Below are 13,740 nucleotides of genomic sequence, written 5' to 3'. Positions count from 1 at the left end.
AGACTGCTGAATGGCAACTGGCACGCTGCCCGATGCTGGGCAGATCCTCAATTCTTTGATTAACAGTATTTTGCTGGTCGACGACGAGCTGGCCGTACATTACGCCAACCCGGCGGCGCAGCAGCTGCTCGCCCAGAGCTCACGCAAACTGTTTGGCACCCCGCTTCCGGAATTATTGAGCTATTTCTCGCTGAATATTGGCCTGATGCAGGAAAGTCTGCAGGCCGGTCAGGGCTTTACCGATAACGAAGTCACGCTGGTGATCGACGGGCGCTCACATATTTTATCGCTTACCGCACAACGGCTTCCTGAAGGACTGATCCTGCTTGAAATGGCGCCGATGGATAATCAGCGCCGCCTAAGCCAGGAACAACTTCAGCATGCTCAGCAAATTGCCGCCCGTGACCTGGTGCGAGGCCTGGCGCATGAAATCAAGAACCCGCTGGGTGGCTTACGCGGGGCGGCACAACTCCTGACCAAAGCGCTGCCCGACCCTGCGCTGGCGGAGTACACCAACGTCATCATTGAGCAGGCAGACCGCCTGCGTAACCTGGTTGACCGTCTGCTCGGGCCGCAACAGCCCGGCATGCATGTTTCAGAAAGTATTCATAAAGTGGCTGAGCGGGTTGTGAAACTCGTCTCAATGGAGCTGCCGGAGAACGTCACGCTGGTCCGTGATTACGACCCAAGCCTGCCGGAACTGGCGCACGACCCGGACCAGATTGAGCAGGTCTTGCTGAATATTGTGCGTAATGCCCTGCAGGCACTGGGGCCGGAAGGGGGCGAAATTATTTTGCGCACCCGCACCGCGTTCCAGCTCACACTGCACGGCGTGCGCTATCGTCTGGCTGCCCGCATCGACGTTGAGGACAACGGGCCGGGTATTCCGTCGCATCTTCAGGACACCCTGTTCTACCCGATGGTCAGCGGTCGCGAAGGCGGTACCGGCCTGGGGTTATCCATTGCCCGTAGTTTGATCGATCAACACTCTGGAAAAATTGAATTTACCAGTTGGCCGGGACATACCGAGTTTTCGGTTTTCCTGCCGATTAAAAAATAAAGGTGACGTTTATGCAACGAGGGATAGTCTGGGTAGTCGATGACGATAGCTCCATCCGTTGGGTGCTTGAACGCGCGCTCACAGGGGCAGGATTAAGCTGCACGACGTTTGAGAGCGGCAGCGAAGTGCTCGACGCACTCACCACCAAAACGCCGGATGTGCTGCTTTCGGATATTCGCATGCCGGGAATGGACGGGCTGGCGCTTTTAAAGCAGATCAAACAACGCCATCCTATGCTTCCGGTCATCATAATGACGGCGCATTCCGACCTGGACGCCGCGGTGAGCGCCTATCAGCAAGGGGCGTTCGATTACCTGCCCAAACCGTTTGATATCGACGAAGCGGTCGCCCTGGTTGAGCGCGCGATCAGCCACTACCAGGAGCAGCAGCAGCCTCGTCACACGCCTGACTTCGGGCCCACGACGGACATCATTGGCGAAGCGCCGGCCATGCAGGATGTGTTTCGTATCATTGGCCGTCTGTCACGCTCGTCCATCAGCGTACTGATTAACGGTGAATCGGGAACCGGTAAAGAGCTGGTAGCGCATGCCTTACATCGCCACAGCCCGCGGGCAAAAGCACCGTTTATCGCCCTGAATATGGCCGCCATCCCAAAGGATTTAATTGAATCCGAACTGTTTGGCCATGAGAAAGGGGCTTTTACCGGCGCGAATACCATTCGCCAGGGTCGCTTCGAGCAGGCTGATGGTGGAACACTCTTTCTGGATGAAATCGGCGATATGCCGCTGGATGTCCAGACCCGTCTGCTGCGCGTGTTGGCCGACGGACAGTTTTATCGCGTAGGTGGCTATGCGCCGGTGAAGGTCGATGTACGCATTATTGCCGCGACGCACCAGAATCTGGAGCAGCGCGTCCAGGAAGGTAAATTCCGTGAGGATTTATTCCATCGCCTGAACGTGATCCGCGTTCATTTGCCACCGCTACGTGAACGCCGTGAAGATATTCCCCGCCTGGCGCGTCATTTTCTGCAGGTCGCTGCCCGTGAGCTGGGCGTGGAAGCCAAGCAGTTGCACCCGGAAACCGATGCCGCCCTCACCCGCCTGGCGTGGCCGGGCAACGTGCGTCAGCTGGAAAACACCTGTCGCTGGTTGACCGTAATGGCCGCCGGACAGGAAGTCCTGATTCAGGATTTACCGGCTGAACTGTTTGAAGCGACTGCGCCAGAAAGCAGCACCGGAAATGCATTGCCGGACAGCTGGGCGACGCTGCTGGCACAGTGGGCCGATCGCGCGCTGCGTTCCGGTCATCAAAACTTGCTGTCTGAAGCCCAGCCCGAGATGGAGCGCACGCTGTTGACCACCGCACTCCGCCATACACAGGGCCATAAGCAGGAAGCGGCACGCCTGCTGGGATGGGGACGTAATACCCTGACGCGTAAGCTGAAAGAGCTTGGCATGGAGTGATCTTTACCCTTGTGTAAAGGTTATTAATTGAGCGCAAATTGCTGCTATTTTGCGCTTTACTGTATCAATGATTTTTGTATGATCGTGCCCGGAAAGTGAGGGTGATCATCATGCTGGAAACATTAGTGAATATGCTCTCAAGTGGAGCAGCTGAAAGCCACACGCCACAAACAGCCGTTGCTGCTGTGCTGTGCGCGGCGCTGGTTGGGCTGTTTAGCTAGAGAGTCGCTAACAAAAAAGCCGGGTAGCGGCTTCGCCTTACCCGGCCAAATATGTTGGCACGTCTTAAATGACGCGTGAGAACTGCTGCAGACGCGCTTTCTGACGCAGATAGGCGTCGAAGCACATGCAGATATTACGAATCAACAGGCGCCCTTTGGGTGTCACGTCAATTGCACGTTCTGAAACATCCACCAGCCCGTCTTTTGCCAGAGGCGCTAACAGCTTCAGGTCATCAGCAAAGTAATCGCTGAAATGCAGATCCCACTGCGCTTCCACCTCGCTGAAATCAAGACGGAAGTTACAGATGAGCGCCTTAATCACGTCACGACGGATGCAGTCATCGCGCGTTAACGCGATACCGCGCCACAGCGCGTTGCCCGCGTCATCTACCTGCTGATAGTAAAGCTTCAGCTCTTTCTGGTTCTGCGCGTAGCAGTCACCGATCATGCTGATGGCGGAGACGCCCATCCCCAGCAAATCGGTGTCGCCCTGGGTGGTGTAGCCCTGGAAATTTCGGTGCAGTACGCCTTCGCGCTGGGCAATAGCCAGCTCGTCATCCGGACGAGCAAAGTGATCCATACCGATGAACTGATAACCGGCTTCGGTCAGCGAGGCGATGGTTTCCTGCAGAATATCCAGCTTCTGTTGGGCAGAAGGCAGGTCGGCATCTTTGATTTTGCGCTGAGCGGCAAACAGCGTCGGCAGATGCGCATAGTTAAAGACGCTCAGGCGGTCCGGGTTGAGTTCGGCCACGCGTTTCAGCGTGAAGGCGAAGCTCTCCGGCGTTTGCTTAGGCAGGCCGTAAATCAGGTCGATATTGGTCGACGTAAAGCCGATATCGCGGGCATGGTTGAGTAAGGCAAAGATAAACTCTTCATCCTGCTCACGGTTCACCAGCCGCTGCACCTCTTTGTTGAAGTCCTGCACGCCCATGCTCAGGCGATTGAAACCTTCAGCGCGTAAGTGATCCAGTACATCCAGCTCAATTTCGCGCGGATCGACCTCGATCGAGATTTCAGCATCGTCGTTAAAACGGAAGTTGTTGCGCAGGAGCGTCATTAAACGGCTGATCTGCGCTTTATTCAGATACGTTGGCGTCCCCCCACCCCAGTGAAGCTGGCTGACGTGACGGCCGGCAAACAGCGGGGCACGGTGCAGAATCTCCTGCTCCAGCGCATCCAGATACTGATCGGCTTTATGTTGCTGACGGGTAACGATTTTATTGCAGCCGCAGAAGTAGCAGAGCTTGTGGCAGAACGGAATATGGACATAGAGCGACAGCGGACGCTCGGGGTAGCGCGCGACAGCCTGCTGAAACGCCGCTTCGCCGAAACTATCGGAGAACTCCAGCGCGGTGGGGTATGACGTATAACGCGGCCCGGAATAGTTATATTTCTGGATTAGGGCCAAATCCCAGTCGATAGTTGGTACAGACATGCTCACTCCTTCCGTTGGTGTCGCGTTCGCATACGGCGGCCCGTTCTGGCCCCATCGCGGGCCATCACTCGGGTGCGCAGCCACTTCTGTCGCCGCGACAACCGCCGTAGTTTAACGAATAACCACACCAGATAACATATAACCGGAAGGGTTATTAGCAGGACTATCGTCCCTGCCGGATGCAAATGTTAGTTTCCACCCTTCAGAAGACGCATCATATCTTCCTGCTTTTCGTCTTCTTCTTCATCTTCGTCATCGTCGTAAGACAGACCCAGCTTCTGCATCAGCTCATCAATGCGGTCCAGTTTGGCATCAACCCATGACTGCTCTTCGGCGGTCAGGGTTTCACCCTCTTCAAGACGTTCCAGCAGCGCGTCCAGGCGCTCATCGTTCTCCAGCAAATCCAGCTCAGCCTGCGGTGAAAGCATAGGTTTCTCGCTCTTTGGTTTGTGCTGCTTAGTGACCGGGGTGTCTGTCACGCCCAGTGGAACAGGTGTTTTACTGCCAATACGTGGGTCTTTCTGCTGCTTGTTTTTCGCAGAAGCGCCAGAAGCATCACCACCGTTTGCACGGCTACCCGCAGCATGACCGCGATGTTTTTTATCGCGTTTGCGATCGCGCGATTCCTGGTTCAGTTCTTCGCGCGTTTTGCGGTGTGCTTTTGCAGGGCGTTTAGCGCCCGCAGCGGAGGTCGGTTTTTTCATGATGTTTTATCTTTAAGTCGTTTTCTTCAGTATAGAATTGCGGCGAAATCTAGCAGAAAGCAAGCAAAGAAAAAAGGCGACAGAGCAATCTGTCGCCTTTTTTCCTGACTCACAACCCTTAACGGGTCAGACATTCCGTGTTTGCCAACAACAAACCCTGTTTATCCCTTGGCTAATACCGTCCGTGATACGGTTCCGTTTCCTGTTAAAACGCCTCCAGGCGTTGGTCATCCTGACAATCCTGCGTCTTCGCCTCCTGGCGCTCCTGACCCTAATCCTTAAGTCTGTTTCCTGTTGGCTTCCTCGCCCTGACGCACACTTTACCCTGTTCAGTTAAACTGACAAGCAACGAAACGGCACAAAAACGGATTTTCAGATAATTACCCGAGAATAAGCTTATGATTTAAAACAATTTGGCTTTTTTAACGCCTGCGAATTCTCTGAAATCTCCCATAATATTCATAGCCGATCTCTCACAACCGCCAGGGTTTTAACCTACAGGCACTGTGCAATCAAAAAAGTCTTTTGTCGGCATTCAGGTATAATCCCCCTCAGATTACGATTTTGGAGACGACCACGTGACTACCTGGAACTACCAACAGACGCATTTTGTCACCAGTGCGCCCGATATCCGCCACCTTCCTTCTGATACTGGCATTGAAGTGGCTTTTGCTGGCCGCTCTAACGCGGGGAAATCCAGCGCCCTGAATACGCTGACCAATCAGAAGAGCCTGGCGCGTACCTCAAAAACACCTGGCCGTACTCAGCTGATTAACCTGTTTGAAGTGGCAGAAGGCAAACGCCTTGTCGACTTACCGGGATATGGTTACGCGCAAGTACCGGAAGAGATGAAGATCAAATGGCAGCGTGCGCTGGGTGAATACCTGGAAAAACGCCAGTGCCTGAAAGGTCTGGTGGTGCTGATGGATATCCGCCATCCCCTGAAAGATCTCGATCAGCAGATGATCGACTGGGCTGTCTCAAGTGAGATAGCCGTGCTGGTACTGCTGACTAAAGCGGATAAACTGGCGAGCGGCGCGCGTAAAGCGCAGGTGAATATGGTTCGCGAAGCGGTGCTGGCTTTTAACGGCGACGTACAGGTGGAGCCGTTCTCCTCGCTGAAAAAGCAGGGTGTCGACAAGCTGCGTCAGAAGCTCGATAGCTGGTTCAACGAGCTGGAACCCGCGACGGAAGCGGAAGAAGAGTAATACCGAGCGCGGCGATGTCCGCGCTTTTTTTTGCCTGGATTTTTCTTTGCCGCAATAAAAAACGCCCCAGTCATTACTGACTGGGGCGGCTAAAATATTCAGCCAAATCCGATTACGTGAAGTAAAAGGTCTGAAAGATAGAACATCTTACCTCTGTACCCTACGCGAATAACTCTACCCCTTTTTTTGCTGTAGAAAAAGCACTTTTTGTAGTTTTTTTTCATTCTTTACATAGGGAATTCTAATGATCGTCACAAAACGCACTTTGTTATGTTGCTAACTTACATAAAAAGCGCGTTATTGGCAGAACCCTTAGTGAGCTTGATCCCAGTTTTCACCGCTGCCCACTTCCACCAGCAACGGCACGTCAAGCGTCATGCTGCTTTCCATCAGTTCGTGGATCTTCTTCGACACGGTGTCCAGATCATCTTTGTGGACTTCGAATACCAGTTCATCGTGTACCTGCATGATCATCTTCACGCGTGGCTTCTCTTTTTCCAGCCAGGCATCAACCGCAATCATCGCGCGCTTAATAATATCTGCCGCCGTCCCCTGCATCGGGGCGTTGATGGCAGCACGTTCTGCACCGGCACGACGCGCGGCGTTGCTTGATTTGATGTCCGGCAGATAAAGGCGACGACCATCCAGGGTTTCGACGTAGCCTTTCTCCTTCGCCTGCGCACGGGTGCGTTCCATATATTCCAGCACGCCCGGATAACGCTCGAAGTAGAGATCCATATACTTCTGCGACTCTTTACGCGGAATGTTGAGCTGGCGCGAAAGGCCAAAGGCGCTCATGCCGTAGATCAGACCGAAGTTGATCGCCTTCGCACTGCGACGTTGCTCGTGAGTCACGCTGTCCAGCGGCAGCCCAAAGACTTCAGCCGCCGTTGCACGGTGGATATCCTTTCCTTCCGCAAAGGCCGTCAGCAGCCCCTTGTCGCGTGACAGGTGCGCCATAATACGCAGCTCAATTTGCGAGTAGTCGGCCGAGACGATCAGGTAGTCGTCTGGCGCGATAAACGCCTGACGGATACGACGGCCTTCTTCATTGCGTACCGGGATGTTCTGCAGGTTTGGATCGGTCGAGGAGAGACGACCGGTCGCCGCCACAGCCTGATGATACGAGGTATGCACGCGGCCCGTTTTAGGGTTGATCATCAGCGGAAGTTTATCGGTATAGGTAGACTTCAGCTTCGCCAGACCACGGTACTGGAGAATCACTTTTGGCAGCGGGTAATCCAGCGCCAGTTCCTCAAGCACTTCTTCAGACGTTGATGGCGCGCCGCCAGGGGTTTTCTTCAGCGGCTTAATTCCCTGTTTTTCAAACAGGATGGTCTGAAGCTGTTTCGGAGACGAAAGGTTAAACGGTTCGCCGGCAAGCTCATGCGCCTTCTGCTCAAGCTCGGTCAACCGCTGCGCCAGTTCTCCGGAGTGGTTATGCAGCACCGTCGGATCAATTTTTACGCCGTTGCGCTCAATGCGCGAGAGCACAGGTACCAGCGGCATCTCAATGTGCTGGAACACGTTCAGCGGACCTTCGTGCTTCTGCAGTTTTGGCCACATCTTCAGGTGCAGTTGCAGCGTGACATCGGCGTCTTCGGCCGCGTAGCGACCCGCTTCTTCCAGGGCAATCTGATTGAAGGTGAGCTGGTTTTTACCTTTTCCGGCAATCTCTTCAAAGGTAATGGTCTTATGCTTGAGCCAACGGTCGGATAAGGAGTCCATATCATGACGACCCGCCACGCTGTCGAGAATGTAAGATTCCAGCATGGTATCGAACGCAATGCCGCGCAGCTCAATGCCATAGTTTTGCAGAATGCCGCGATCATATTTGAGGTTTTGCCCAACCTTAAGCGCCTTGTCATCTTCCAGAATCGGCTTAAGCAGCTCCAGCACACGCTCACGCGGGATCTGATCAGGTGCATCGAGGTAATCATGTGCAACGGGCACATAGGCCGCCATTCCCGGCTCCGTCGCAAATGACAGGCCGACCATATTGGCCGAGATGTTATCGAGGCTGTCGGTTTCCGTGTCGAAGGCAAAGAACGGCGCTTTTTTGAGTTTCTCAATCCACGCCACCAGCTGTGACTCTTCAAGGAGGGTTTCGTAATTGTCGAAAGAGAGCGCGATGGCCTCTTCTTCTGCCAGCTCTTCGGCATCAACGACAATCGTCTCCTTTGGCTTAGCGGCAGGTTTGGCCCCTTTTGCCTGCAGCCATTTACCGGCTTCCACGTCAGTGGTCCAGCGCTTGAATTCGTATTTCTTAAACAGGCTTAGCAGTTCGTCTGCGGAAGGCTGCTGCACTTCCAGCTGCTCACAACCCAGTTCCAGTTCAACATCGGTTTTAATGGTTGCCAGCTTATAGGAGAGATAAGCCACCTCTTTGTTCTCTTCCAGCTTTCCGGCCATGGTTTTTGCACCACGGAAGGAGAGCCCGGCGATTTTGTCCGGCTCCGCGTATAGCGTATCCAGCCCGCCCAATCCCTGAAGCAGCGCCTGGGCGGTCTTTTCACCCACGCCAGGTACACCTGGGATGTTATCCGAGGAGTCGCCCATCAGCGCGAGGAAGTCGATAATCAGCTCTGGCGGCACGCCATATTTTGTAACCACCTCTTCAGGCCCCAGGATGGTGTTGGTCATGGTGTTAATCAGGGTGATACCTGGCGTTACCAGCTGCGCCATATCTTTATCCCCTGTACTGATCAGTACCGGACGACCCATTTTTTCTGCTTCACGTGCCAGCGTACCTATTACGTCATCGGCTTCGACCCCAGAGACGGCCAGCAGCGGCAAGCCCATCGCTTTTACCATCGCGTGCAGCGGTTCAATCTGCGCACGCAGATCGTCAGGCATTGGCGGACGGTGAGATTTGTAATGCTCAAAAAGCTCGTCGCGGAAGGTTTTACCTTTCGCATCAAACACCACTGCCGCATGGGTTGGCTGGTACTGAAGGATCAGGCTGCGCAGCATGTTTAGCACGCCGTACATTGCGCCGGTAGGTTCCCCTGCGCTATTGGTCAGAGGAGGAAACGCATGGTACGCCCGATACAGGTAAGAAGAGCCGTCGACGAGAATAAGAGGGTTTTCTGGGATCTGAACCATAATGTCCGTGCCTTTAATCAATTTATGCGTAAAGGATGCCACAGAAGGATGAAAACATCAGTTATTAGCACCAGATACAGGAAAAGATTTTGCGATCGTGAGGATCGCTCGCAAAAATAAATCTGTGGATAAGTTTGTGCATACTTTTACGTCACAGGAATAACAGACGCTAAAAGTACATACCTCATAATAAATAGATGCTATATATCATAGAGTTATTATGTTTCATTTGATCTTTATGGCCAATTGATGACAATTTAGTCTATGTGGATATAAGCCCAGGGCCGCATGCCGTTATAGCGAAATCTTCTGCTCCCAGGCGTTATCCCGCAACGCCTGGCATGAAAGCACCCTTATTTTGTCTGATTTCTGATAAAATCAGCGCCCTGCACCGGATAGCCGGCCGCTCACTTACAGCTAACCATCTGAAAAAGCTCATCATGTCGAGATTGCTCGCAGCAATAACATTACCTTTAAGCATCATTTTAACTATTCTGGTGACTGTCGCCTGTTCTGTGCCGATCATTGTTGCCGGCATCATTAAGTTGCTGCTGCCCGTGCCCGTGGTATGGCGAGCCGTATCCGCATTTTGTAATTTCATGATGTACTGCTGGTGTGAAGGACTGGCGTTCCTGTTGTACCTGAACCCACACCTGAAGTGGGATGTGGAAGGGCTTGAAGGCCTCAACAAAAAGAACTGGTACCTGCTTATCTGCAACCACCACAGCTGGGCAGACATCGTGGTGTTATGCGTGCTTTTCCGCAAACATATCCCGATGAACAAATACTTCCTGAAACAGCAGCTCGCCTGGGTGCCTTTTATCGGTCTGGCCTGCTGGGCGCTCGATATGCCGTTTATGAAACGCTATTCGCGCAGCTATTTGCTTCGTCATCCGGAGCGTCGTGGTAAAGATGTGGAAACCACGCGCCGTTCCTGCGAAAAATTTCGCGCGCATCCGACAACCATTGTGAACTTCGTGGAAGGCTCGCGCTTTACGGAAGAGAAGCGTCAACAAACTCGCTCTCCTTATCAGCACCTGCTGCCGCCCAAGGCTGCGGGCATTGCGATGGCGCTTAACGTGTTGGGCGCGCAGTTCGATAAATTACTCAACGTCACGCTCTGCTATCCGGAAAACGACAGGACACCGTTCTTCGATATGCTCAGCGGCAAGCTGACGCGGATCGTTGTACGCATCGAGCTGGTGCCGGTTGATGACGGGTTGCACGGGGATTACGTTAACGATAAGAATTTCAAACGTCTTTTCCAGCGTTGGCTGAATACGCTCTGGAATGAGAAAGATGAACAGATAGAAAAGATTAAATCTTCATACAAAAACGCCGGTCAGTGACCGGCGTTTTTTTCTTTATTGCTCTTACTTCTTCTCGACCAGATATTTCACGGTATCCGCGTACTGCTGTACGAAGATATCCATGCTGCTGGTGTCCATGCCCTGCGTGTTCAGCTGATATTTGCCGTTAACATACATCGCCGGAACGCCCTGCAACTGAAGGTCTGCGGCGGCTTTTTCCTGCTGGGCTACCAGAGATTTCACCACAAAGCTGTTCCATGCCGCGTCGTATTCTTCACCTTTCACACCGGCATCCACGAAGACTTTACGGATATCTGCAGTCGTCTGAACTGTCTGGGTTTTCTGGACTGCTTCAAACATTGGTGCAGTGATCTTATCTTCCACGCCCAGCGCGATAGCTACCGCCCACGCCTGAGTCAGGTCTTTACCCAATGGGCCCAGGAACTCAACGTGATACTTGGTCATTTTGGTGCCTTCTGGCAGCTTTTTCTTCACGTTATCGGAAACATGCAGCACCTGCTCGAACTGATAGCAATGTGGGCAATAGAACGAGAAGAACTCCAGAACCTGTGGCTCGCCAGCGACTGGCTTTTCCAGCGTCGTATACTGTTTGCCGTCGGTAAACTGCGCAGCAGAAGCGCTAAATGCCAGAATCATACCTGCCAGCGCCAGCCAAATTTTTTTCATGATTAACTCTCTCCTGGGTGTGTCCAATTAATACATCGGCGTTAATTGCAGAGGGGGCTCCTTAAGAACCTTAACCTGCTCAGTAAATGTGGATATCTGGCTGCGCCAGTAATCCTCTCCGGTAAGCCACGGGAAATTACGGGGAAATGCAGGATCGTCCCAACGCCTGATTAACCATGCGAGATAATAAACAAAACGCATCGCGCGTAAAGGTTCAATCAGGACAATTTCGTCTGAATTAAAAGGGCTAAACTCTTCATAGGCCTCAATAATCGTTTCAAGCTGCATCCGTTGCTCAGCTTTATCGCCATTGAGCAGCATCCACAGGTCCTGAACCGCTGGCCCCATACGTGCATCATCGAGATCGACGAACAGCGGGCCATCACGCCAGAGAATATTACCAGCGTGACAATCGCCATGCAGACGCAGAACGGAAATATCATCGCGCCAGCAGGTTTTCACCGCATCAATAAGTTTATCGGTCGCGTTGAGGAAATTATCCTTAAGCGCTTTGGGGATTAGCGCCGAGGTTTCAAATACCTGACGAGGTTCAAGCAGGTATTCCTGAATACCGATTGTCGGACGGGCAATAAAGTCTTCTTTGCGTCCCGTCTGGTGAATGCGTCCCAGATATCGGGCAACCCACTCCATCTGATCGGTATTATCCGCTTCAAACTGGCGGCCCCCCAGGCTTGGGAATACAGCATAGTAAAACCCTTCGTGGGTGAGCAGCGTTTGGTTATTAAATTTAAGCGGCGCGGCAACGGGAACATCATCATCCAGCAGATCGTGAGAAAACTGGTGCTCTTCCTGAATTTGTTCTGCGGACCAACGTTGTGGGCGATAGAACTTTACGACAAAGCGCTGACGATCCTCGTCCTGAAACTGATAGACGCGGTTTTCGTAGCTATTTAAGGGGGTTAGCCCGGAATCCACCCGAATACCCTGTTCAAACAGCGCATCCATAATGGTATCCGGGTGTAATGTCTGGAAAGTAAAAGCCTGGTCGTTCATCCGATCATCCGGAAATTATACGAATGATTCAGGATATCATCTTGTGGCGATTTCGGTGCCGCCGCTTACAAGCTTTTACTCTTTAATTACGCCACGTGCGCGCAGCAACGCGGTTTTAAAATCTTCCTCATAATCTTTCTGAATACCAGGAATAACAGCGTCTTTGGCAGAGTCGCGCATTTTGAGATGGTAGATCAGGATATCGTCAGAAAGGTCTGTCAGTTCGCCGTCAAAACCTGACTCTTTCGCCAGTTTCTGTAAAAATTGCATCAGATTAAGCTCTGGCTCTTTTTGCCAGGCCGGCTGGAGGAGTTCAATGACTTCATTCAGACGTTTACATTTCATGGTGGTGCTCCTTTCATTGAGAGTGACACGTTAGCAGGGTCAATCCCACAATAAAAGAGGCGATATTCATGAATCATGGGCAGCAAATAATCGGCGTTGTTCTGGCGGGTGGCAAGGCAACCCGAATGGGGGGGAAAGATAAAGGTCTTCAGCTCCTTAACGGTAAGCCACTCTGGCAGCATGTCGCTGATACGCTTGCGGGCCAGGTCATGACAATGGCCATCAGCGCTAACAGGCATAGAGATGTTTATCAGCGTAGCGGGTATCCCGTTTACGAGGATATCCAGGAGAATTACCCCGGGCCGCTGGCCGGTATGCTTTCGGTTATGCAGCAGTCGCACGGAGAGTGGTTTATCTTCTGTCCGTGTGATACCCCGTTTATTCCGTCTTGTCTTGTCGAACGCATGGTACGGCTTCGTGGTAGCGCACCCGTTGTCTGGGCCCATGATGGTGAGCGTGACCACCCTGCTGTTGCGTTGATCCACCGTTCGTTAGTTACGGCGTTACAGGAGTACCTGACGGCAGGAGAGCGCAGGGTGATGGCTTTTATGCGCCAGTCAGGCGGCCATCCCGTCGATTTTAGCGATTTTAAGTCGGCGTTTATGAACGTCAATACCACAGAAGATTTGCAGATGATGCAGGAGAAAAAATGATACCTGTTTTGGCCATTTCAGCCTGGAGTGGTACCGGGAAAACGACGCTGCTGAAAAAACTGATCCCTGCGCTTTGCGCTAAAGGTGTTCGCCCCGGATTAATTAAGCATACGCATCACAATATGGATGTCGATAAGCCGGGAAAAGACAGCTATGAGCTGCGTAAGGCAGGTGCAGCCCAAACGATGGTGGCGAGTGATCAGCGCTGGGCATTGATGACTGAAACACCGGATGAAGCGCCGCTGGATCTCATGTATCTGGTTAGTCGGATGGATCACTCTACTCTGGATCTGGTGCTGGTTGAGGGGTTTAAGCATGACGCGGTGGCAAAGATCCTGCTGTTCAGAAACCATGCCGGGCATGATGTTCACGAGCTGACGCTCGATGAGCATGTGATTGCAGTCGCCAGTGACGTAGCCCTGGATCTGGAGAAACCGGTACTGGATTTGAATAACGTTGAGGAGATCGCCGCGTTTATTTTGAATTGGTGTGCTGTCTGATGCTCTCTTTGATGAGCGGGAAAAACCCAAAGCAAAAAACCCCGCACCATACGGTACGGGGTTCTTTTAAT

The 13,740-nt window shown here is 52.6% G+C and carries 14 protein-coding genes; 7 read left to right on the top strand and 7 right to left on the bottom strand.

All coding sequences use genetic code 11. From position 1 onward, the window contains the following. Window positions 1-10: 10 nt before the first annotated feature. The 3 genes from glnL (at window position 11) to QLG09_RS20975 (ending at window position 2,705) form a co-directional block, all read left to right on the top strand. Complete coding sequence (gene glnL, locus QLG09_RS20985; protein WP_014172250.1) at window positions 11-1,060, top strand: nitrogen regulation protein NR(II); 1,050 nt, start codon at window positions 11-13, stop codon at window positions 1,058-1,060. Window positions 1,061-1,071: 11 nt separating this feature from the next. After that, window positions 1,072-2,484 carry a nitrogen regulation protein NR(I) gene (gene glnG, locus QLG09_RS20980; protein ID WP_282489360.1) on the top strand — a complete coding sequence of 471 codons (1,413 nt, stop codon included), beginning with the start codon at window positions 1,072-1,074 and terminating at the stop codon, window positions 2,482-2,484. 110 nt (window positions 2,485-2,594) lie between these two features. After that, a complete protein-coding gene (locus tag QLG09_RS20975; RefSeq protein ID WP_032670298.1) occupies window positions 2,595-2,705 on the top strand; it encodes a YshB family small membrane protein in 111 nt (36 codons plus the stop codon). 64 nt (window positions 2,706-2,769) lie between these two features. On the opposite strand, the gene hemN is transcribed toward QLG09_RS20975, so the two are convergent. Further along, window positions 2,770-4,143 carry an oxygen-independent coproporphyrinogen III oxidase gene (hemN, locus tag QLG09_RS20970; RefSeq protein WP_050737758.1) on the bottom strand — a complete coding sequence of 458 codons (1,374 nt, stop codon included), beginning with the start codon at window positions 4,141-4,143 and terminating at the stop codon, window positions 2,770-2,772. Window positions 4,144-4,331: 188 nt separating this feature from the next. Next, window positions 4,332-4,847 (bottom strand): Der GTPase-activating protein YihI, encoded by a 516-nt coding sequence (gene yihI, locus QLG09_RS20965; protein ID WP_014172254.1) that lies wholly within the window; start codon window positions 4,845-4,847, stop codon window positions 4,332-4,334. Window positions 4,848-5,425: 578 nt separating this feature from the next. Here yihI and yihA point away from each other — a divergent pair. Further along, window positions 5,426-6,055, top strand: a complete 630-nt coding sequence (gene yihA / locus QLG09_RS20960; protein ID WP_014172255.1) for a ribosome biogenesis GTP-binding protein YihA/YsxC — start codon at window positions 5,426-5,428, stop codon at window positions 6,053-6,055. 312 nt (window positions 6,056-6,367) lie between these two features. Here the strand turns inward: yihA and polA are convergent, their stop codons facing one another. Together polA and QLG09_RS20950 are read right to left on the bottom strand one after the other, a co-directional pair. After that, a complete protein-coding gene (gene polA, locus QLG09_RS20955; RefSeq protein ID WP_032679270.1) occupies window positions 6,368-9,160 on the bottom strand; it encodes a DNA polymerase I in 2,793 nt (930 codons plus the stop codon). 322 nt (window positions 9,161-9,482) lie between these two features. Then, window positions 9,483-9,761, bottom strand: a complete 279-nt coding sequence (locus tag QLG09_RS20950) for a hypothetical protein (RefSeq protein WP_226864116.1) — start codon at window positions 9,759-9,761, stop codon at window positions 9,483-9,485. Here QLG09_RS20950 and QLG09_RS20945 point away from each other — a divergent pair. Continuing rightward, window positions 9,658-10,509, top strand: a complete 852-nt coding sequence (locus QLG09_RS20945; protein WP_229216791.1) for an acyltransferase — start codon at window positions 9,658-9,660, stop codon at window positions 10,507-10,509. The genes QLG09_RS20950 and QLG09_RS20945 overlap by 104 nt on opposite strands. A 24-nt stretch (window positions 10,510-10,533) precedes the next feature. On the opposite strand, the gene dsbA is transcribed toward QLG09_RS20945, so the two are convergent. The 3 genes from dsbA to QLG09_RS20930 form a co-directional block, all read right to left on the bottom strand. After that, entirely contained in the window at window positions 10,534-11,157 is a 624-nt protein-coding gene (gene dsbA / locus QLG09_RS20940; RefSeq protein ID WP_020883990.1) for a thiol:disulfide interchange protein DsbA, read from the bottom strand. A 27-nt stretch (window positions 11,158-11,184) separates the two neighbouring features. Further along, window positions 11,185-12,171, bottom strand: coding sequence for a serine/threonine protein kinase (locus QLG09_RS20935; protein ID WP_282489359.1), 987 nt, complete (start codon window positions 12,169-12,171; stop codon window positions 11,185-11,187). Window positions 12,172-12,246: 75 nt separating this feature from the next. After that, window positions 12,247-12,516, bottom strand: coding sequence for a YihD family protein (locus QLG09_RS20930; protein ID WP_010436801.1), 270 nt, complete (start codon window positions 12,514-12,516; stop codon window positions 12,247-12,249). Between the two features lie 68 nt (window positions 12,517-12,584). Here QLG09_RS20930 and mobA point away from each other — a divergent pair, with 68 nt between their 5' ends. Both mobA and mobB read left to right on the top strand, forming a co-directional pair. Then, window positions 12,585-13,169 carry a molybdenum cofactor guanylyltransferase MobA gene (gene mobA / locus QLG09_RS20925; RefSeq protein WP_040018312.1) on the top strand — a complete coding sequence of 195 codons (585 nt, stop codon included), beginning with the start codon at window positions 12,585-12,587 and terminating at the stop codon, window positions 13,167-13,169. Then, complete coding sequence (gene mobB, locus QLG09_RS20920; RefSeq protein ID WP_049021811.1) at window positions 13,166-13,669, top strand: molybdopterin-guanine dinucleotide biosynthesis protein MobB; 504 nt, start codon at window positions 13,166-13,168, stop codon at window positions 13,667-13,669. The genes mobA and mobB overlap by 4 nt, the downstream gene beginning before the upstream one ends. The last annotated feature ends 71 nt before the right edge of the window (window positions 13,670-13,740 follow it).

It is taken from the genome of Enterobacter sp. V89_11 (assembly GCF_029967775.1).
GTDB lineage: Bacteria > Pseudomonadota > Gammaproteobacteria > Enterobacterales > Enterobacteriaceae > Enterobacter > Enterobacter ludwigii.
The sequence above is the reverse complement of the archived record's forward strand: the minus strand, read 5'-3'. Positions and strand labels throughout refer to the sequence as shown.

Coding starts and splice junctions, on each gene's coding strand:
- glnL (WP_014172250.1), top strand. CDS start 11: ATGGCAACTGGCACGCTGCCCGATGCTGGGCAGATCCTCAATTCTTTG.
- glnG (WP_282489360.1), top strand. CDS start 1,072: ATGCAACGAGGGATAGTCTGGGTAGTCGATGACGATAGCTCCATCCGT.
- QLG09_RS20975 (WP_032670298.1), top strand. CDS start 2,595: ATGCTGGAAACATTAGTGAATATGCTCTCAAGTGGAGCAGCTGAAAGC.
- hemN (WP_050737758.1), bottom strand. CDS start 4,143: ATGTCTGTACCAACTATCGACTGGGATTTGGCCCTAATCCAGAAATAT.
- yihI (WP_014172254.1), bottom strand. CDS start 4,847: ATGAAAAAACCGACCTCCGCTGCGGGCGCTAAACGCCCTGCAAAAGCA.
- polA (WP_032679270.1), bottom strand. CDS start 9,160: ATGGTTCAGATCCCAGAAAACCCTCTTATTCTCGTCGACGGCTCTTCT.
- QLG09_RS20950 (WP_226864116.1), bottom strand. CDS start 9,761: ATGAAATTACAAAATGCGGATACGGCTCGCCATACCACGGGCACGGGC.
- dsbA (WP_020883990.1), bottom strand. CDS start 11,157: ATGAAAAAAATTTGGCTGGCGCTGGCAGGTATGATTCTGGCATTTAGC.
- QLG09_RS20935 (WP_282489359.1), bottom strand. CDS start 12,171: ATGAACGACCAGGCTTTTACTTTCCAGACATTACACCCGGATACCATT.
- QLG09_RS20930 (WP_010436801.1), bottom strand. CDS start 12,516: ATGAAATGTAAACGTCTGAATGAAGTCATTGAACTCCTCCAGCCGGCC.
- mobA (WP_040018312.1), top strand. CDS start 12,585: ATGAATCATGGGCAGCAAATAATCGGCGTTGTTCTGGCGGGTGGCAAG.
- mobB (WP_049021811.1), top strand. CDS start 13,166: ATGATACCTGTTTTGGCCATTTCAGCCTGGAGTGGTACCGGGAAAACG.